Origin of the sequence: Pseudomonas sp. IT-P294, assembly GCF_949767865.1 — a bacterium.
GTDB lineage: Bacteria > Pseudomonadota > Gammaproteobacteria > Pseudomonadales > Pseudomonadaceae > Aquipseudomonas.
Genome location: NZ_CATKQW010000057.1, coordinates 66874 through 85437 on the forward strand (window position 1 = coordinate 66874; position 18564 = coordinate 85437).

An 18564-nucleotide genomic window follows, 5' to 3' on the forward strand; every position below is an offset into this window, starting at 1 on the left:
CTTGAGCAACATCGAGGCGAAAAAAAAGCGCAGTCCGTTTCCGGCTGCGCCTCTTTCGCTAAAGGCCCGTGTTAGGGGCGCTTTCGCTCTACCGCCCGCAGTAGATGCGTCGGCGGCGTTTCACAACTGATTTTGCGACCCAGCAACGCCTCGATGGACGGTAGCTGGTAGGAGTCATCTTCACCGGCAAAACTGATGGACACGCCATCAGCGCCTGCGCGACCGGTACGGCCGATGCGGTGCACGTAATCGTCAGGGACTTCCGGCAGCGTGAAGTTGATCACGTGGCTGATGCCATCGATGTGGATGCCGCGACCGGCAACATCGGTGGCGACCAGGACGCGGATCTTGCCTTCGCGGAAACCTTCCAGGGTCTTGATGCGTTTGTGCTGCGGGACATCGCCAGACAGTTGCGCGGCGTTGACGCCATCACGCACCAGGCGCTCTTCAATGCGCCGCACTTCATCCTTGCGGTTGGCGAACACCATCACCCGCTCCCAACCGTTGTCGTTGACCAGGTTGTAGAGCAGTTTGTATTTGTCGGCGCCGGCCACGGCGTAGATGTGTTGCTCGACATTTTCGCTGGCCACGTTCTGCGACTCGATCTCGACGATCGACGGGTCGGTGGTCCATTGCTTGGCCAGGTTCATCACGTCTTCGGTGAACGTCGCGGAGAACAGCAGCGTCTGACGCTCGTTCTTCGGCGGTGTCTGGCGAATGATCTGACGCACTTGTGGGATGAAACCCATGTCGAGCATCCGGTCGGCTTCGTCCAGCACCATCACTTCGACCATGTCCAGGTGCACGTCGCCACGCTGGTTGAAGTCGAGCAGACGGCCCGGGGTGGCCACGAGGATGTCGCAATGGCGGGCTTCGAGGTGCTTGAGCTGCTTGTCGAAGTCCATGCCGCCGACAAACGTCATGACGTTGAGGCCGGTGTACTTGGTCAGGTCGGCGGCGTCCTTGGCGATCTGCACCACCAGTTCCCGGGTGGGCGCGATGATCAACGCGCGGGGTTCACCCATGTAGCGCTCTTTGGGTGGCGGGGTTTCCAGCAGCTGAGTGATGATCGAGATCAGGAACGCAGCGGTTTTGCCGGTGCCGGTCTGAGCGCGACCGATGGCGTCTTTACCCGCGAGGGTGAAGCCAAGCACCTGCGCCTGGATCGGCGTGCAGTACGGGAAGCCCAGGTCCTGGATGGCGTGCATCAGTTCCGGGGCGAGTTTGAAATCGTGGAAGCGGGTTTTGCCTTCCAGGGGTTCGACGGCGAAGTCTTCGAGTTTCCACGGGATAACCGGTGCCTTTGGCTTGGGTTCGCGACGTGGTTTCGCAGGTTTCTGGGCTTCGCTGCTCGGCTGTTCAGAGGCAATGGCCGGGGCGGATGGGGCGGCCGGTGTGGTCATCGGCTCGTGTTTCGGTGCCGCTACGGTTGCGGTCTGGCCAGGCTGAATACCGTCGGTGCGGTGGCTGGGGATGTGAGACGGAGCGCTGGAGACTGGCGCGAGCTGCTCAGCCTCGCTCTTACCGAACATTTTCTTGAGTGCTTTGAGCACGGTCATCTCATCAATTGGTTAAGGAATGTACGCCGGCCAGTGTAATGCAAGAATCGGGCGCGGCGTAGTGGGATGATCAATGGGCGGTTTTTAACGTCAAGGGTTAACCCAAGCGCTCGGCAAGCCAGACGCCTATGTCGCGAATTTCTTCGGGTAACACTTCGTGACCCATTGGGTATTCCTGCCATGTCACGGTGACACCATGCTGCTTTAAATACTCGTAGGCGGTGCGACCCATGGAGTTTTGCACCACGTCATCGTACTGGCCGTGCAAAGACAGCACGGGAATGCGCTGCTGGCTGGCCGAAAGCTCCAGTTCATCGCTGAAGGTCGGTGCATAAGTCGAGAGCGCAAGTACGCCGCCCAACGGTCCCTGCCATTTAAGAAAGGCTGCGTGCAATACCACGGCGCCGCCTTGGGAAAAACCGGCGAGAAAGATCCGCGAAGCGTCTATTCCGCTGGTCTTCTGCTCTTCAATCAAATCAATGACCCGTTGCGCGGACTCCTCCAGCTGCTCGCGACTGATCGCGCGTGCCGGGCTCATGGCCAATATGTCGTACCAGCTGGGCATCTCGTAGCCACCATTAATGGTGACCGCGCGGGTCGGTGCCTGCGGCAGGACAAAACGGGTGGTCAGCAAATTTTCCTGCAGCGCTTCGGCCACCGGCAGGAAGTCGTAGCGGTCGGCGCCCAGGCCGTGCAGCCAGATTACGCAGGCGTCTGCGGGCTTGACGGGTTGAAGAATCAAGGGCTCGGTCATGGCTGCTCCAATAGTGTGCATGCGCTCTCATTGAGTGCGAGATGTGAGTGCGCGTCAGGTTGATCAGTTACGAAGATGTCGCAAGGCTACAAGTTTTGCTATTGACCTGTCGCTGAATCGCTTTAGCGAGCGGTCTGGTACGGGCTTTGCTATGGGAAGCCTGTACGAAAAATCCCACGCCTGTCGGTAACACTATCAGGCCATTGTTAGTGGTGGGATAGCAAAAAATCCGGTGATGGATGTTCGCCAGTGGCCGCTACGGGCTTCGCGAACGTGAAAGGGCTACCGCCCGTTCGGCCGATTGGTGAGAAGTGAGTGGTCCATGATGTGGATTTTCTCCTACTAGACTCATAGCGCAGGTCCTACGTCGGTTGACCCCAAAAAAAACCAACACGGGTCAATTACGCCTCATAAGGGTGCGACTGGACTCAAGCTCCGACACAACAAGAGCAAAACTGGAGGTTTGAATGAAGATGTTGAAATCCACCCTGGCTATCGTGACTGCTGCTGCAGTGCTTGGTGTCAGTGGGTTCGCTCAGGCGGGTGCAACCCTGGATGCAGTGCAGAAAAAAGGTTTCGTACAGTGCGGTGTCAGTGATGGTCTGCCGGGCTTCTCGGTTCCAGACGCTACCGGCAAGATTTTGGGGATCGACGCGGACTTCTGCCGCGCTGTGGCGGCTGCCGTTTTTGGCGACGCGACCAAGGTCAAGTTCAGTCAGTTGAACGCCAAGGAGCGCTTCACCGCGCTGCAGTCTGGCGAAATCGACATTCTGTCGCGCAACACCACCATGACCAGCTCCCGTGATGCGGGTATGGGCCTGAAGTTTCCTGGCTTCATCACTTACTACGACGGCATCGGCTTCCTGGTAAACAACAAGCTGGGCGTTAAAAGTGCCAAGGAACTGGACGGTGCAACCATCTGCATCCAGGCCGGTACCACCACCGAGCTGAACGTTTCCGACTACTTCCGCGGCAACGGTCTGAAGTACACCCCGATCACCTTCGACACCTCCGACGAAAGCGCCAAGTCGCTGGAATCCGGTCGTTGCGACGTGCTGACCTCCGACAAATCCCAACTGTTCGCCCAGCGCAGCAAGCTGGCGTCGCCGAAGGACTACGTCGTTCTGCCGGAAACCATTTCCAAGGAACCACTGGGCCCGGTCGTGCGTAATGGCGACGACGAGTGGCTGGCCATCGTGCGCTGGACTGGCTACGCCATGCTCAACGCTGAAGAAGCCGGCATCACTTCGAAGAACGTCGAAGCCGAAGCCAAAGCCACCAAAAACCCTGACGTAGCTCGTCTGCTGGGCACTGATGGCGAATACGGCAAAGACCTGAAAGTGAAGAAAGACTGGGTCGTGCAAATCGTCAAACAAGTCGGTAACTACGGCGAAGTGTTCGACAGAAACCTGGGCAAGAGCACTCCGCTGGAAATCGACCGCGGGCTGAACGCTCTGTGGAACAACGGCGGCATTCAATACGCACCACCAGTGCGCTGATGGTTCTATCACCCGGTGGGCCAACCACCGGGTGATGTTCTGTTCCATTACATCCGGGGCACTTCATGCAAAATTCAATCGGCGCACCAAAGCAGAGGCTCAGCCTCAGCGATCCCAAAGTGCGTGCGTGGCTATTTCAGATCATCACCGTTGTGGCGGTGGTCTCGATGGGTTGGTATCTGTTCGACAACACGCAGACCAACCTTCAACACCGGGGCATTACCTCCGGTTTCAGCTTTCTGGAGCGCAGTGCCGGTTTCGGCATCGCTCAACACCTGATCGACTACACCGAATCGGACACCTATGCCCGAGTGTTTGTCATCGGCCTGCTCAACACGCTGCTGGTGACCTTTATCGGCGTGATCCTGGCGACGATCCTCGGGTTCATCGTTGGTGTTTCACGGTTGTCGAAGAACTGGATCATCAGCAAGCTGGCGACGGTCTATGTGGAAGTCTTCCGCAATATTCCACCGCTGCTGCAAATCCTGTTCTGGTACTTCGCGGTGTTCCTGACCATGCCGGGGCCGCGCAACAGCCACAACTTCGGTGACACCTTCTTCGTCAGCAGCCGAGGCCTGAACATGCCCGCGGCGTTGGTGGCGGACGGTTTCTGGCCGTTTGTGGCCAGCATTGTCGTGGCCATTGTCGCCATCGTGCTAATGAGTCGCTGGGCCACCAAGCGCTTCGAAGCAACCGGCGTACCGTTCCATAAGTTCTGGGTCGGTCTGGCAATGTTCCTGGCGATCCCGGCGCTGTGCGCGCTGATCTTCGGCGCGCCACTGCACTGGGAAATGCCCAAGCTGCAAGGCTTCAACTTTGTCGGTGGCTGGGTGCTGATCCCGGAACTGCTGGCGCTGACCCTGGCCCTCACGGTGTACACCGCGGCGTTCATCGCCGAGATCGTGCGCTCGGGCATCAAGTCGGTCAGCCACGGCCAGACCGAAGCGGCGCACTCGCTGGGTTTGCGCAACGGCCCGACCCTGCGCAAGGTGATCATCCCGCAAGCCCTGCGCGTGATCATCCCGCCGCTGACCAGCCAATACCTGAACCTGGCGAAGAACTCCTCGCTGGCGGCCGGTATCGGTTACCCGGAGATGGTGTCGTTGTTTGCCGGCACGGTGCTGAACCAGACCGGGCAGGCGATCGAAGTCATTGCCATCACCATGAGCGTGTACCTGGCGATCAGTATCAGCATTTCCCTGCTGATGAACTGGTACAACAAGCGCATTGCGCTGATCGAGCGGTAAGGAAAAGCGCATGAGTACTCATACTTTCAAGCCTGATATGCCGCCACCGAGCAAAGTCTTCGGGCCGGTGGCGTGGATGCGCGCGAACATGTTCTCCAGCTGGCTGAACACGCTGCTGACCCTGTTCGCGTTCTATCTGATTTACCTGGTGGTTCCGCCGATCCTGCATTGGGCGATCCTGGACGCCAACTGGGTCGGCACTACTCGCGCCGACTGCACCAAGGAGGGCGCCTGCTGGGTGTTCATCCAGCAGCGTTTCGGTCAGTTCATGTACGGCTACTACCCGCCGGAGCTGCGCTGGCGCGTGGACCTGACCGTGTGGCTGGCAGTCATCGGCATCGCACCCCTGTTCATCTCGCGCTTTCACCGTAAAGCGGTGTACGGGCTGAGCTTCCTGGTGCTGTACCCGATCATTGCCTACTTCCTGTTGCATGGCGGCGTCTTTGGTTTGACCAACGTCGCGACCAGCCAATGGGGCGGCTTGATGCTGACCCTGGTGATCGCCACCGTCGGTATTGCCGGTGCATTGCCGCTGGGGATCGTCCTGGCCCTGGGCCGTCGTTCGAACATGCCGGCGATTCGAGTGGTCTGCGTGACCTTCATCGAGTTCTGGCGCGGCGTGCCGTTGATCACGGTGCTGTTCATGTCCTCGGTGATGCTGCCGCTGTTCCTGCCCGAAGGCATGAACTTCGACAAACTGCTGCGGGCGCTGATTGGCGTGATCCTGTTCCAGTCGGCCTACGTCGCCGAAGTGGTGCGCGGTGGTCTGCAAGCGATCCCCAAGGGTCAGTACGAAGCGGCCGCCGCGATGGGCCTCGGTTACTGGCGCAGCATGGGCCTGGTGATTCTGCCGCAAGCCCTGAAGCTGGTGATCCCTGGCATCGTCAACACCTTCATTGCGCTGTTCAAGGACACAAGCCTGGTGATCATCATCGGCCTGTTCGACCTGCTCAACAGCGTCAAGCAAGCCGCCGCCGACCCGAAATGGTTGGGTATGGCCACTGAAGGTTATGTGTTCGCGGCCCTGGTGTTCTGGATTTTCTGTTTTGGTATGTCGCGCTATTCCATGCATCTGGAACGCAAGCTCGACACTGGCCACAAGCGTTAGGAGTTCTGTAATGAGCGAAGCAATCAAAAAGCCTGTGAGCCCTGAAGGCATTATTCAGATGCAGGGCGTGAACAAGTGGTACGGCCAGTTTCACGTGTTGAAAGACATCAACCTGAACGTCAAGCAGGGCGAGCGTATCGTGCTGTGCGGCCCGTCGGGTTCCGGCAAGTCCACCACCATTCGTTGCCTCAACCGTCTGGAAGAACACCAGCAGGGTCGCATCGTGGTTGATGGCGTGGAGCTGACCAACGACCTCAAGCAGATCGAGTCGGTGCGCCGTGAAGTCGGCATGGTGTTCCAGCACTTCAACCTGTTCCCGCACCTGACCATCCTGCAGAACTGCACGCTGGCGCCGATGTGGGTGCGCAAGATGCCCAAGCGCCAAGCCGAAGAAATCGCCATGCATTACCTGGAGCGTGTACGCATTCCGGAGCAGGCGCATAAATTCCCGGGGCAATTGTCCGGCGGTCAGCAGCAGCGTGTGGCGATTGCCCGTGCGCTGTGCATGAAGCCGAAAATCATGCTGTTCGATGAACCGACTTCGGCACTCGATCCTGAGATGGTGAAAGAGGTGCTCGACACCATGATCGGTCTGGCCGAAGACGGCATGACCATGCTCTGCGTGACCCACGAAATGGGCTTTGCCCGCACCGTGGCTAACCGCGTGATCTTTATGGACAAGGGTGAAATCGTTGAGCAAGCCGCGCCGAACGACTTCTTCGATAATCCGCAGAATGAGCGGACTAAGTTGTTCTTGAGCCAGATTCTGCATTGATACCTGGTTGATTGGTTAAACGAACCCGGCCTCGTGCCGGGTTTTTTTATGGGTTGTTGGGGGCATATCCGTTGCTGCGGTAACGGCGGTTTAGGGTTCCGCCCTGACGGCGGGTCACTTGGAAAAGCCCCAAGTAACCAAGGGCTCTTGCCCCTGACGTTCGGTGCCTCGCCTAGGCTCGGCATGCCCTCGCTCCGGTCCTGCTCCGTGGGCCCGCCGCCATCGGCCATCCATGGCCGGGGGCGGCTACCGCGGCATCCTTGCCGCGGTGCCCACTGCGCAGAACCTGCGCTCGGCCTCTCGAGGGGGCGTGCACCGCCAAAGCAAAGCGAGGCGGCCTACGGGCCGGCCTGTTTGCTCAACGCTTGCGCGTCGTGATGACTGATCGTTTCCACGCTCCGCGTGGGAATGCATCCCGTGACGCTCCGCGTCACCCTTGTGCAAGACTCAAGCCAGGTGGCGACAGCTGGGACGCAGAGCGTCCCCGGCGGCATTCCCACGCAGAGCGTGGGAACGATCAACAGCAACAGCATCGCGAGCAGGCTCACTCCCACATAAAGCAGAGCAGGCCAGCGCACCGCTGTTGCTCCTCACCACTCTTCAGGTCGAGCGTTAGCTCGCCTTCAGCTTTTGATCTTGATCTTGATCTGCCCCGTCGGAAGGCCGAACGCAGGTTCTGCGCAGTGGGCAACCCGGCATGGATGCCGGGTTAGCCGCCCCCGGCCATGGATGGCCGATGGCGGCGGGCCCACGGAGCAGGACCGGAGTGAGGGAATGCCGAGCCTAGGCGAGGCACCGTACGTCAGGGGCGCAAGCGCTTGGTTACTTGGCGCTTCTCCAAGTGACCCGCCGTAAAGGCGGAACCAATAGCCGCCGTTACCCCCAAAAACGGATATGTCCCCAACCCCAACCCCAACCCCAACCCCAAAAGTGAACAGCATCACGCCCCACTTCCGCTTTTTGACCGTAGTCGGTTGCCGTCCCAAACGAAGCTGACTAACATGTCAGAAAATTCATCCTATGATTGGATGAAAGGGCGAATTCCATGTCAGACATTTCACCATTAGTTAAGCGATCCCTGGTCGATCAAGCGCTCGACCTGCTGCGCCGGCGCATCAATGAAGGCATTTGGCAGGTCGGCCAGCGCTTGCCCACCGAGCCAGAGCTGTCCGCCGAGTTGGGCATCAGCCGCAACACCGTGCGTGAAGCCATGCGCGTGCTGGCGTTTTCCGGTTTGATCGAAATCCGCCAGGGCGACGGCAGTTACCTGCGGGCAGTGGTCGATCCACTCGATACCCTGAAAGCCTTGTCCCGCTGCTCCCATGAACAGGCCCGTGAAACTCGGCACATCCTCGAAGTAGAGGCCATCGGGCTCGCAGCGCTACGCAGAACCGACGAAGACCTGGTGGCGTTGCGTGAAGCGCTGGGCGTCAGTGGCAGCCATTACCACGGCGATCTCGACAGCTACATCGCCTGCGACCTGGTGTTTCACCGCCGCCTGGTGGACGCCGCGCACAACCCGGCCCTCAGCGAGCTGTATCGCTATTTCTCCAGCATCATCGGCGCGCAGTTGCGCCAGACGCTGAACATCACGCCTCGACGCCAAGAGGTGTTCGACCTTCATATCGAACTGCTTGATGCCGTCGAACAACGCGACCCTGAACGGGCCAAAGCCCTGTCGAGGCAGTTGATCAATGAACCTTGAAACCGAGAACTCCATGTCCAGCCGCAACAGCAACATCACAACGCCCAAGCGAACAGCGGAGCTCGAAGAGCTGCTGATCGACGCCGAGGCCGATGACGAAGCGGTCCAGCAAAGCCACCCGATCCTGCGCCGTCCGTGGCTGTTGCTGTTGGGGTTGATTCTGGTGGCGCTGAACCTGCGCCCGGCGCTGTCGAGCATGGCGCCGATGCTCAGCGAGGTCTCGAAGACTCTTGGGCTATCGGCGGCCCAGGCCGGTTTGCTGACGACATTGCCCGTACTGTGTCTTGGCTTGTTTGCTCCGCTGGCACCTGTGCTCGCGCGGCGTTTTGGCGCCGAGCGAGTGGTGCTGGGGATTCTGTTGATGCTGGCCGGCGGGATCATCCTGCGCAGTTCGTTCGGTGAAATCGGCCTGTTTGCCGGCAGTGTCTTAGCGGGCGCCAGCATCGGTGTCATCGGCGTTTTGTTACCGGGTATCGTCAAGCGCGATTTCCCGAAACAGGCCGGGGCCATGACCGGTGTCTACACCATGGCGCTGTGCCTGGGGGCCGCGATGGCGGCAGGCGCGACGGTGCCGCTGAGTGAGCATTTCGACAAGAGCTGGGCCCTGGGTCTCGGATTCTGGGTGGTGCCAGCGTTGGTCGCGGCGATTTTCTGGTTGCCGCAAGTCGGTCAAAAACATGGTTCACATAACGTTGCGTACCGGGTTCGCGGCTTGTTGCGAGATCCGCTGGCCTGGCAAGTGACGCTTTACATGGGCCTGCAATCGTCTCTGGCCTACATCGTATTCGGCTGGTTGCCGTCGATCCTGATCGGTCGCGGCCTGACCCCGACGCAGGCGGGCCTGGTGCTGTCGGGATCGGTCATCATCCAGCTCGCCAGTTCACTGGCGGCGCCTTGGCTGGCGACGCGCGGCAAGGATCAACGGCTGGCGATTGTGGTGGTCATGCTGCTCACGCTCGGTGGTCTGTTCGGTTGCCTCTACGCACCGATCGAAGGGCTGTGGGGCTGGGCGATTCTGCTCGGTCTGGGGCAGGGCGGTACGTTCAGCCTGGCGCTGACCCTGATTGTGCTGCGCTCGCGCGATTCCCATGTCGCGGCCAACCTGTCGAGCATGGCTCAAGGCTTTGGCTATACGCTGGCATCGATGGGGCCATTCGCGGTCGGTATCGTGCATGACTGGACCGGAGGCTGGACAGCGCTGGGCTGGATCTTCGGCGTCATCGGCCTCGGCGCAATCATCGCTGGCCTCGGTGCCGGGCGCTCGTTGTACGTTCAGGTCGAAAGCGAAAAAATCTGACCTGCGCGCACTGTCGGTATTCGGCCTACGAATGCCGATAGTGTTCCGCGCGTTTGTTGACTATCGTGCAGGCAATCCTGCAAACGTTCGGAGCTTGCCCATGAGTGATGCCCACAGCGCATTGATCACCCGTTTCTACCAAGCCTTCCAGCGGCTGGATGCCGAGGCCATGAGCGCCTGCTATACCGATGACGTGGTGTTCAGTGATCCGGCGTTCGGCGAGCTTCGTGGTCGTGATGCCGGTGACATGTGGCGCATGCTCACCACCCGGGCGAAAGATTTTTCGCTGACCTTTGATAACGTGCGAGCCGATGAGCGCACCGGCGGCGCGCATTGGGTGGCGACGTACTTGTTCAGCCAGACCGGCAACATCGTGGTCAACGACATTCAGGCACGCTTCGTTTTTCGCGACGGCAAGATCTGCGAACACCACGACAGCTTCGATATGTGGGCCTGGTCCCGGCAAGCGCTGGGGTTCAAGGGGTTGCTGCTGGGCTGGACGCCAGCGGTGAGAAATGCCGTTCGCGCTCAGGCCTTGAAGGGGCTGAAGGCATTCCAGGCCAGTCGCTGATAAGATCGCGGCTTGTTTCCTTTCAAGCCTTGATCGTCACGTGAACACCCTCAGCGAAATCCCTGTCGATGCCGATGCGCCGGTGAACAAACCCTGGTTCGTCTATCTCGTTCGCGCCGCCAATGGTTCGCTCTACTGCGGGATCAGCGATGATCCCGTGCGTCGATTCGCGACTCACCAGAGCGGCAAGGGCGCGCGGTTTTTCCTCTCCAGCCCTGCCGTGGCCTTGGTCTACACCGAGGCATGCCGTGACAAAAGCGAAGCGTTGCGTCAGGAACGCTTGATCAAAAAACTCAAGAAAAGCGCCAAGGAATGCCTGGTCGCCAGCGCGGCTGCGGGCTTATCAACCTGACTGATAAGTGCCCATCAGGCAGATCTGTAGGCTGCCTGCCGATTGCGCGCTAAGCTGCGGATTCCCTATCCGTGCGGCGGAGCCGAGCATGTCCGAGCTGATTCTTCACCATTACCCGACGTCCCCTTTCGCTGAAAAGGCGCGCTTGTTGCTGGGCTTCAAGGGCCTGTCCTGGCGGTCGGTAAAGATCCCGCCGGTGATGCCAAAACCTGATCTGACTGCATTGACTGGCGGTTACCGCAAAACGCCTGTGCTGCAAATTGGCGCGGATATTTATTGCGACACGTCGTTGATCGCCCGTCGACTGGATCAGGAAAAAGCCCTGCCGGCGTTCTTCCCCGAAGGTCAGGAAATGCTTGCCGCGACCTTCGCTGCCTGGGCCGATTCGGTGGTCTTCCAGCACGCGGTGAGCCTGGTGTTTCAGCCGGAATCGATCGCTGTACGCTTCGGCCATTTATCATCTGAGGCGATCAAAGCGTTCATTGCCGATCGCGCCGGATTGTTCAGCGGCGGTAGCGCTACGAGGTTGTCCGCCGAGCAAGCCAGGCATCAATGGCCAACCCTCATGGGGCGTCTTGAGCAGCAACTTCAGCGTGAGGAGGGCGACTTCCTGTTTGGCGAGCCGTCAATCGCTGACTTTGCCCTGGCTCATCCATTGTGGTTCCTCAAAGCCACGCACGTGACAGCCCCCTTGGTTGATGCGTATCCAGCGGTGTCGGCGTGGTTCGGGCGTGTGATGGGGTTCGGGCACGGCGCGTTCAGCGAGATGACTTGCGAGGAAGCATTGGCCGTGGCGCGCAATGCCACGCCAGCTGCGTTGCCGGATGAGCAATTTGATGAGCCGAATGGTTTTGAAGTGGGTCAACACGTGGTGATTGCAGCCACCGATTACGGCGTTGACCCGGTGGCTGGAGAGCTGTTGTTTGCGGGGCGCGAGGAATTGATTGTGCGCCGTGAAGACGAGCGCTGCGGCGTGGTGCATGTGCACTTTCCGCGCTTTGGCTTCCGCATCGAAAAACACTGACGTACGAATGGTGGGAGCGAGCCTGCTCCCACCGTTATTTCAGTGCGGCGAGAATTTCGTCCGGGTCATAGCCGCGTATCAACGTGCCATTCACATCGATCAGCGGAATCCCGCGCCCGCCAAGCGCTTCATAGGCCTTGCGTGCCTCGGCGTCCTTCTCGATGTCGAATTCCTTGTACGGAATGCCTTTCTGATCGAGAAAACGCCGGGTCAGTTTGCAGTAGCCACACCAGTCGGTGGCGTAGAGCACGACGTTGGCCTTGGCCTGGGTCTGCTCGGACACAGCCTGCGAAGGATGGAACACCCGTTCGATCTTGCCCCAGTTCTGATAGACCACGACCACCAGCAGGATCAGCAGGCATTTCTTCAGTACGCCGCCCAACATCAGTTGCGTCGCTTGAGCTGATCGGTCAACTGCGTCGGCAAGCCTTTGATGATCAGCGTGCCGGCTTCTTCGTCGTATTCGATCTTCGAGCCCAGCAGGTGCGCTTCGAAGCTGATAGACAGGCCTTCAGCGCGTCCGGTGAAGCGACGGAACTGGTTCAAGGTGCGCTTATCCGCCGGGATCTCCGGGGACAAGCCGTAATCCTTGTTGCGGATGTGATCGTAGAAAGCCTTCGGGCGCTCTTCGTCGATCAATTCCGAGAGTTCTTCCAGACCCATGGGCTCGCCGAGCTTGGCCTGGCTGCTGGCGTAATCGACCAGGGTCTTGGTCTTCTCGCGAGCCGACTCTTCCGGCAAATCTTCGCTTTCCACGAAATCGCTGAACGCTTTCAGCAGTGTGCGGGTTTCACCGGGGCCGTCGACCCCTTCCTGGCACCCGATAAAGTCCCGGAAATACTCTGAAACCTTTTTCCCGTTCTTGCCTTTGATGAACGAAATGTATTGCTTGGACTGCTTATTGTTCTGCCACTCGGACACGTTGATCCGTGCCGCCAGGTGCAACTGGCCCAGGTCGAGGTGCCGGGACGGCGTCACGTCCAGCTCATCGGTCACAGCAACGCCTTCACTGTGGTGCAGCAGGGCGATCGCGAGGTAGTCGGTCATGCCCTGTTGGTAGTGTGCAAACAGCACGTGGCCGCCCACAGAGAGGTTCGACTCTTCCATCAGCTTTTGCAGATGCTCGACCGCCACCCGACTGAAGGCGGTGAAATCCTTGCCGCCCTCGAAGTATTCCTTCAGCCAGCCACTGAACGGGTGCGCGCCGGATTCGGCGTGGAAGAAACCCCAGGCCTTGCCTTGTTTGGCGTTATAGCTTTCGTTGAGATCGGCAAGCATGTTCTCGATGGCGCTCGACTCGGCCAGCTCCGAATCGCGAGCATGGAGAACTGCAGGTGTGCCGTCGGGTTTTTTGTCGATCAGGTGGACGATGCAATGACGGATCGGCATGGGCTTCTCGGCTGATTGAAGAGAGGAGGGCGTGCTCCCCCAAAAAGTGCCAAGTGTACCGCAACCACTGGTTTTGGCGCGGCGCGAAGGGCAATTCGCAGGTGTCCAGCGACCCTTATGCAGTTTTTTGCTGTTTTAGAGCAATAAAGCTGACCAAATGGGTAGCTAGAGGCGGATATTTCCCCGTCTCTGTGCTAGTTTTGCCCCGTCTTACGCGAAGTCACTGCGTTAAGCGTGCATTCAGCATTTGTCAGGTCGAACCAAACCCTGATTTCGGTATCTATAACCCCGATCCCGTGGTTATTGGCCGAGGGTGCCAGATCCAGAAGATCGGGCTCGATGGCTGACACTGCACTCTGCAATCCATATGAATTTGATAGGGAAGGAACACTACATGGCTCTTACTAAAGACCAACTGATCGCCGACATCGCTGAAGCTATCGACGCGCCAAAAACCACCGCGCGTAACGCTCTGGACCAACTGGGCCAAATCGTTGCCGATCAGCTGGAAAACGGCGGCGAAATCACTTTGCCAGGTATCGGCAAACTGAAAGTGACTGAGCGTCCTGCCCGTACCGGCCGTAACCCTTCGACTGGCGCTGCCATCGAAATCGCGGCCAAGAAAGTTATCAAGCTGGTTGTGGCCAAAGGCCTGACCGACGCTGTTAACAAGTAAGACTTGTTAAAAAAAACCGTGCTCCGGAGCAATCCGGGCACGGTTTTTTTGTGCCTGCGATTCAGTGATTGACCCGCCAACCCTATGTGGGAGCGAGCCTGCGCGCTCCCACCGTTGATCTGCTGTGGTCAGTTACTCAGCTTTTTTTAACCCAGCGCTCGCGCCACACTTGTTGCTCGGACTTGGTCTGGAACGTCCAGGCGACGAAGCGGCTTTGCTTCTGGCCCTGAGACATTTCCACCACCTGGCTTTCCAGCACGCCGGCCTTTTTCAGCGCGGTCTGGATGGCTGGCAGGTTTGAGGCTTTCGACACCAGGGTGCTGAACCACAGCACTTTGTGCTGGAAGTGCGCGCTCTCGGCGATCAACTGCGTAACAAAGCGTGCTTCGCCACCCTCACACCACAGTTCTGCCGATTGGCCACCAAAATTCAGCACCGGCAGTTTGCGTTTCGGGTCGGCGCGGCCCAGTGCGCGCCATTTACGCTCACTGCCTTTGGTCGCTTCATCCATCGAAGCGTGGAACGGCGGGTTGCACATGGTCAGGTCAAAGCGTTCGCCGGGTTCAAGCAGGCCCAACAAGATGTGCTTGGGATTGCTTTGCTGGCGCAACTGGATGGCTTTGTTCAAACCGTTGGATTGCACGATGGCTTTGGCGGCGGCGACGGCTGTCGGGTCGATTTCCGAGCCGAGGAAGTGCCAGCGGTAATCGCTATAGCCGATCAACGGATAGACGCAGTTGGCGCCCATGCCAATGTCGAGGACCTTGACCGGTGCGCCGCGCGGGATTTCGCCGTCGTTGACGCTGGCCAACAAGTCGGCAAGGAAGTGCACGTAGTCGGCACGGCCCGGAACCGGTGGGCACAGGTAATCGGCCGGGATGTCCCAGTGGGCAATGCCATAAAACGACTTGAGCAACGCCCGGTTGAACACACGCACCGCGTCGGGGCTGGCGAAATCGATACTTTCCTTGCCGTACGGGTTGATGATCACGAACTTCGCCAGTTCCGGCGTGGTTTTGATCAGCGCCGGGAAGTCGTAGCGACCCTGGTGGCGATTGCGCGGATGCAGGCTGGCCTTTTCACGCGGTTCCACGGCTTTGGCCGGGGTGGCGGTGACAGGCTTCTTGCGCGCAGGTTTCGGTGTGCGGGGGGCGTTCATGGGTGTGGTCGATTCGGGTATGGCTAAAAGTGGCGGGTATTGTCCCACATCCTGCCGTTGTGAACCCAATTGTGACAAACACCACATTCCCCCTGTAGGAGTGAGCCTGCTCGCGATGGCTGCGTGTCAGGTAACGATGATGTCGGCTGATGGACCGCCATCGCGAGCAGGCTCACTCCTACAGGGGGGTATTCGGCGTATGAAGGAATGTGGCCGGCATAAAAAAGGGAGGCCGCATGGGCCTCCCTGTTTCAATGCGATGTGCCGTTACAAACTGGCAATCCGCGCATGTTGCTCGGCCAACTTGCCCAAGGCCTGTTCGGCCTCAGCCAGTTTGGCGCGTTCCTTGTCGATGACTTCGGCCGGGGCCTTGTCAACGAACGCTGCGTTGGACAGCTTGCCGCCCACGCGTTGCACTTCGCCTTGCAGGCGCAGGATTTCCTTGTCCAGGCGTGCCAGTTCGGCGTCTTTGTCGATCAGGCCGGCCATCGGCACCAGCACTTCCATCTCGCCAACCAGTGCGGTGGCGGACAGCGGTGCTTCTTCGCCGGCAGCCAGAACAGTGATCGACTCGAGTTTGGCCAGTTTCTTCAGCAGGGCGTCGTTCTCGGTGAGGCGACGCTGATCTTCGGCACTGACGTTTTTCAGGAACAGGGTCAGGGGCTTGCCCGGGCCGATGTTCATTTCGCCACGAATGTTACGGGTGCCGAGCATCAGGCCCTTGAGCCATTCGATGTCGTCTTCGGCCGCCGGGTCGATGCGCGCTTCGTTGGCCACAGGCCAAGGTTGCAGCATGATCGTCTTGCCTTCGATACCAGCCAGCGGCGCGAGGCGCTGCCAGATTTCTTCGGTGATGAATGGCATGAACGGGTGCGCCAGGCGCAGTGCGACTTCCAGCACCCGAACCAGCGTGCGACGGGTGCCACGCTGACGCTCTACCGGGGCATTTTCGTCCCACAGCACAGGCTTGGAGAGCTCCAGGTACCAGTCGCAATACTGGTTCCAGATGAACTCGTACAAGGCTTGCGCCGCCAGGTCGAAGCGGAACTGGTCAAGTTGACGGGTCACTTCGGCTTCGGTGCGTTGCAGCTGCGAAATGATCCAGCGATCCGCCAGGGACAGCTCGTACGCCTCGCCGTTCTGGCCGCAGTCTTCGCCCTTGTCCAGAACATAACGCGCGGCGTTCCAGATCTTGTTGCAGAAGTTGCGATAGCCTTCGACGCGGCCCATGTCGAACTTGATGTCGCGGCCGGTGGAGGCCAGCGAGCAGAAGGTGAAGCGCAGCGCGTCGGTGCCATAGCTGGCAATGCCGTCAGCGAACTCGTCGCGGGTCTGCTTCTCGATCTTCTTCGCCAGTTTCGGCTGCATCAGGCCGGAGGTGCGTTTCTGCACCAGCTCTTCCAGCTCGATGCCGTCGATGATGTCCAGCGGGTCCAGGACGTTGCCCTTGGACTTGGACATTTTCTGGCCCTGGCCATCACGTACCAGACCGTGAACATAAACGGTCTTGAACGGAACCTGAGGCGTGCCGTCTTCGTTTTTCACCAAATGCATGGTGAGCATGATCATCCGGGCAACCCAGAAGAAAATGATGTCGAAGCCGGTCACCAGCACGTCGGTGGAGTGGAATTTCTTCAGGAATTCAGTCTGCTCTGGCCAGCCGAGCGTGGAGAACGTCCACAGCCCCGAACTGAACCAGGTGTCGAGAACGTCGTTGTCCTGTTGCAGCGCGACGTCCGGGCCAAGGTTGTTCTTGGCGCGCACTTCGGCTTCGTCGCGACCGACATAGACTTTGCCCGACTCGTCATACCAGGCCGGGATCCGGTGGCCCCACCACAGCTGACGGCTGATGCACCAGTCCTGGATGTCACGCATCCACGAGAAGTACATGTTTTCATACTGTTTTGGCACGAACTGGATGCGTCCGTCTTCAACGGCCGCAATCGCAGGCTCGGCCAATGGTTTGGTCGACACGTACCACTGGTCGGTCAGCCAAGGCTCGATGATGGTGCCGGAGCGGTCGCCTTTCGGTACTTTCAGGGCGTGATCATCAACGCTGACCAGCAGGCCGGCGGCGTCAAACGCAGCAACGATCTGCTTGCGTGCTTCGAAGCGGTCCAGACCGGCGTATTCGGCTGGCAGCTTGCCGTCGATGCTTTCGTTCAGCTTGCCGTCGAGGTTGAACACCTGGGCGGCCGGCAGGACATGGGCGTTCTTGTCGAAGATGTTCAGCAGCGGCAGGTTATGGCGCTTGCCGACTTCATAGTCGTTGAAATCGTGGGCCGGGGTGATTTTCACGCAGCCGGTGCCGAACTCTGGATCGCAGTAATCGTCGGCGATGATCGGGATGCGACGGCCGACCAGCGGCAGCTGGACAAACTTGCCGATCAGGGCTTTGTAGCGTTCATCGTTCGGGTTCACGGCGACGGCGGCGTCGCCGAGCATGGTTTCCGGGCGAGTGGTCGCGACGATCAGGTAATCCTTGCCTTCGGCGGTCTTGGCGCCGTCGGCCAGCGGGTATTTCAGGTTCCACAGGAAACCTTTCTCGTCGTGGTTTTCCACTTCGAGGTCGGAAATCGCCGTGTGCAACTTGGTATCCCAGTTGACCAGGCGCTTGCCGCGATAGATCAGGCCATCTTCGTGCAAACGAACGAAGGCTTCTTTCACCGCTTCCGAAAGGCCGTCATCCATAGTGAAGCGCTCACGGCTCCAGTCCACGGATGAGCCGAGGCGACGGATTTGACGGCTGATGTTACCGCCGGACTGATCCTTCCATTCCCAGACCTTCTCAAGGAACTGCTCGCGGCCCAGGTCGTGACGATTCTGGCCCTGGGCTTCAAGTTGACGCTCCACCAGCATTTGCGTGGCGATACCGGCGTGGTCGGTGCCCGGCTGCCACAGGGTGTTGCGACCCTGCATGCGACGGAAACGGATCAGGGCGTCCATGATCGCGTTGTTGAAGCCGTGACCCATGTGCAGGCTGCCGGTGACGTTCGGCGGCGGGATCATGATGGTGTAGGACTCGCCCGCGCCTTGCGGGGCGAAGTAGTTCTCAGACTCCCAGGTGTTGTACCAGGAAGTTTCAATGGCGTGCGGCTGGTAGGTCTTATCCATGCGCGGCGGGACCCTATTGGCATTTATTCAGGAAAAGCCGGTAAGTATAGCGGGGCATGGGGCGCAGGGCGAGCGAGCAGGTGCCGAGCTGATCGTCAAAAACTATGTCTATCGAATAGGGGCGGCGTTGCTTGTGTGGCGAAGGAGCGCCTGAGCATTTTTAATACTTCAGTTTTTGAGGCGAAGGCTGGCGTGGTGTGTTTGGTTATAAGTAATTTCTTGTTGAGTTCATATGGATCTATTTAACTGTTATTTCTGACAGTTGCTGAAGGCTGTGATGAGTATTAGTGTTGAAGGTGATCAGGTTGTTAATTGCAACTTTGATTGTGCTAGTC

The 18564-nt window shown here is 59.2% G+C and carries 16 protein-coding genes; 10 read left to right on the top strand and 6 right to left on the bottom strand.

The features are described 5' to 3' along the window. Positions 1–71: 71 nt before the first annotated feature. On the bottom strand, positions 72–1559 hold the full coding sequence (gene rhlB / locus ACM6I0_RS27745) for an ATP-dependent RNA helicase RhlB (RefSeq protein WP_285430969.1): 1488 nt from the start codon (positions 1557–1559) through the stop codon (positions 72–74). A 97-nt stretch (positions 1560–1656) separates the two neighbouring features. Then, on the bottom strand, positions 1657–2313 hold the full coding sequence (locus ACM6I0_RS27750; RefSeq protein WP_414923785.1) for an alpha/beta hydrolase: 657 nt from the start codon (positions 2311–2313) through the stop codon (positions 1657–1659). Between the two features lie 467 nt (positions 2314–2780). Here ACM6I0_RS27750 and ACM6I0_RS27755 point away from each other — a divergent pair, with 467 nt between their 5' ends. The 9 genes from ACM6I0_RS27755 to ACM6I0_RS27795 all read left to right on the top strand — a co-directional run bounded on the left by ACM6I0_RS27755 (position 2781) and on the right by ACM6I0_RS27795 (position 11891). Then, on the top strand, positions 2781–3812 hold the full coding sequence (locus ACM6I0_RS27755) for an amino acid ABC transporter substrate-binding protein (protein ID WP_090188122.1): 1032 nt from the start codon (positions 2781–2783) through the stop codon (positions 3810–3812). A 65-nt stretch (positions 3813–3877) separates the two neighbouring features. Further along, complete coding sequence (locus ACM6I0_RS27760) at positions 3878–5059, top strand: amino acid ABC transporter permease (protein ID WP_285430972.1); 1182 nt, start codon at positions 3878–3880, stop codon at positions 5057–5059. 10 nt (positions 5060–5069) lie between these two features. Continuing rightward, positions 5070–6167 (top strand): amino acid ABC transporter permease, encoded by a 1098-nt coding sequence (locus tag ACM6I0_RS27765; RefSeq protein ID WP_285430973.1) that lies wholly within the window; start codon positions 5070–5072, stop codon positions 6165–6167. A 10-nt stretch (positions 6168–6177) separates the two neighbouring features. Beyond that, positions 6178–6942 (top strand): amino acid ABC transporter ATP-binding protein, encoded by a 765-nt coding sequence (locus ACM6I0_RS27770; protein WP_149628833.1) that lies wholly within the window; start codon positions 6178–6180, stop codon positions 6940–6942. 1045 nt (positions 6943–7987) lie between these two features. Continuing rightward, a complete protein-coding gene (locus ACM6I0_RS27775) occupies positions 7988–8647 on the top strand; it encodes a FadR/GntR family transcriptional regulator (protein ID WP_414923786.1) in 660 nt (219 codons plus the stop codon). Further along, positions 8637–9944 (top strand): CynX/NimT family MFS transporter, encoded by a 1308-nt coding sequence (locus ACM6I0_RS27780; RefSeq protein WP_414923787.1) that lies wholly within the window; start codon positions 8637–8639, stop codon positions 9942–9944. The genes ACM6I0_RS27775 and ACM6I0_RS27780 overlap by 11 nt, the downstream gene beginning before the upstream one ends. A gap of 100 nt (positions 9945–10044) precedes the next feature. Then, positions 10045–10515 carry a nuclear transport factor 2 family protein gene (locus ACM6I0_RS27785; protein ID WP_208669886.1) on the top strand — a complete coding sequence of 157 codons (471 nt, stop codon included), beginning with the start codon at positions 10045–10047 and terminating at the stop codon, positions 10513–10515. Positions 10516–10555: 40 nt separating this feature from the next. Next, positions 10556–10867, top strand: a complete 312-nt coding sequence (locus tag ACM6I0_RS27790; RefSeq protein ID WP_414923788.1) for a GIY-YIG nuclease family protein — start codon at positions 10556–10558, stop codon at positions 10865–10867. A gap of 88 nt (positions 10868–10955) precedes the next feature. Then, positions 10956–11891, top strand: coding sequence for a glutathione S-transferase family protein (locus tag ACM6I0_RS27795; RefSeq protein ID WP_285435456.1), 936 nt, complete (start codon positions 10956–10958; stop codon positions 11889–11891). Between the two features lie 34 nt (positions 11892–11925). Here ACM6I0_RS27795 and ACM6I0_RS27800 read toward each other — a convergent pair whose 3' ends face one another. Continuing rightward, positions 11926–12276 (bottom strand): glutaredoxin family protein, encoded by a 351-nt coding sequence (locus ACM6I0_RS27800; RefSeq protein ID WP_285435458.1) that lies wholly within the window; start codon positions 12274–12276, stop codon positions 11926–11928. Continuing rightward, on the bottom strand, positions 12276–13280 hold the full coding sequence (yejK, locus tag ACM6I0_RS27805; protein ID WP_285435459.1) for a nucleoid-associated protein YejK: 1005 nt from the start codon (positions 13278–13280) through the stop codon (positions 12276–12278). Before yejK ends, ACM6I0_RS27800 begins: the two co-directional genes overlap by 1 nt. Positions 13281–13674: 394 nt before the next feature. Here yejK and ACM6I0_RS27810 point away from each other — a divergent pair, with 394 nt between their 5' ends. Further along, positions 13675–13956, top strand: coding sequence for an HU family DNA-binding protein (locus ACM6I0_RS27810; RefSeq protein ID WP_007905514.1), 282 nt, complete (start codon positions 13675–13677; stop codon positions 13954–13956). Between the two features lie 136 nt (positions 13957–14092). On the opposite strand, the gene rlmF is transcribed toward ACM6I0_RS27810, so the two are convergent. Next, complete coding sequence (rlmF, locus tag ACM6I0_RS27815) at positions 14093–15115, bottom strand: 23S rRNA (adenine(1618)-N(6))-methyltransferase RlmF (RefSeq protein WP_222589883.1); 1023 nt, start codon at positions 15113–15115, stop codon at positions 14093–14095. Between the two features lie 267 nt (positions 15116–15382). Then, a complete protein-coding gene (locus ACM6I0_RS27820; protein ID WP_414923789.1) occupies positions 15383–18229 on the bottom strand; it encodes a valine--tRNA ligase in 2847 nt (948 codons plus the stop codon). Between the last annotated feature and the right edge of the window lie 335 nt (positions 18230–18564).

What these genes read in the sequence shown, in the direction of transcription:
- rhlB (WP_285430969.1), bottom strand. Translation starts at nt 1,559, where the DNA reads ATGACCGTGCTCAAAGCACTCAAGAAAATGTTCGGTAAGAGCGAGGCT.
- ACM6I0_RS27750 (WP_414923785.1), bottom strand. Translation starts at nt 2,313, where the DNA reads ATGACCGAGCCCTTGATTCTTCAACCCGTCAAGCCCGCAGACGCCTGC.
- ACM6I0_RS27755 (WP_090188122.1), top strand. Translation starts at nt 2,781, where the DNA reads ATGAAGATGTTGAAATCCACCCTGGCTATCGTGACTGCTGCTGCAGTG.
- ACM6I0_RS27760 (WP_285430972.1), top strand. Translation starts at nt 3,878, where the DNA reads ATGCAAAATTCAATCGGCGCACCAAAGCAGAGGCTCAGCCTCAGCGAT.
- ACM6I0_RS27765 (WP_285430973.1), top strand. Translation starts at nt 5,070, where the DNA reads ATGAGTACTCATACTTTCAAGCCTGATATGCCGCCACCGAGCAAAGTC.
- ACM6I0_RS27770 (WP_149628833.1), top strand. Translation starts at nt 6,178, where the DNA reads ATGAGCGAAGCAATCAAAAAGCCTGTGAGCCCTGAAGGCATTATTCAG.
- ACM6I0_RS27775 (WP_414923786.1), top strand. Translation starts at nt 7,988, where the DNA reads ATGTCAGACATTTCACCATTAGTTAAGCGATCCCTGGTCGATCAAGCG.
- ACM6I0_RS27780 (WP_414923787.1), top strand. Translation starts at nt 8,637, where the DNA reads ATGAACCTTGAAACCGAGAACTCCATGTCCAGCCGCAACAGCAACATC.
- ACM6I0_RS27785 (WP_208669886.1), top strand. Translation starts at nt 10,045, where the DNA reads ATGAGTGATGCCCACAGCGCATTGATCACCCGTTTCTACCAAGCCTTC.
- ACM6I0_RS27795 (WP_285435456.1), top strand. Translation starts at nt 10,956, where the DNA reads ATGTCCGAGCTGATTCTTCACCATTACCCGACGTCCCCTTTCGCTGAA.
- ACM6I0_RS27800 (WP_285435458.1), bottom strand. Translation starts at nt 12,276, where the DNA reads ATGTTGGGCGGCGTACTGAAGAAATGCCTGCTGATCCTGCTGGTGGTC.
- yejK (WP_285435459.1), bottom strand. Translation starts at nt 13,280, where the DNA reads ATGCCGATCCGTCATTGCATCGTCCACCTGATCGACAAAAAACCCGAC.
- ACM6I0_RS27810 (WP_007905514.1), top strand. Translation starts at nt 13,675, where the DNA reads ATGGCTCTTACTAAAGACCAACTGATCGCCGACATCGCTGAAGCTATC.
- rlmF (WP_222589883.1), bottom strand. Translation starts at nt 15,115, where the DNA reads ATGAACGCCCCCCGCACACCGAAACCTGCGCGCAAGAAGCCTGTCACC.
- ACM6I0_RS27820 (WP_414923789.1), bottom strand. Translation starts at nt 18,229, where the DNA reads ATGGATAAGACCTACCAGCCGCACGCCATTGAAACTTCCTGGTACAAC.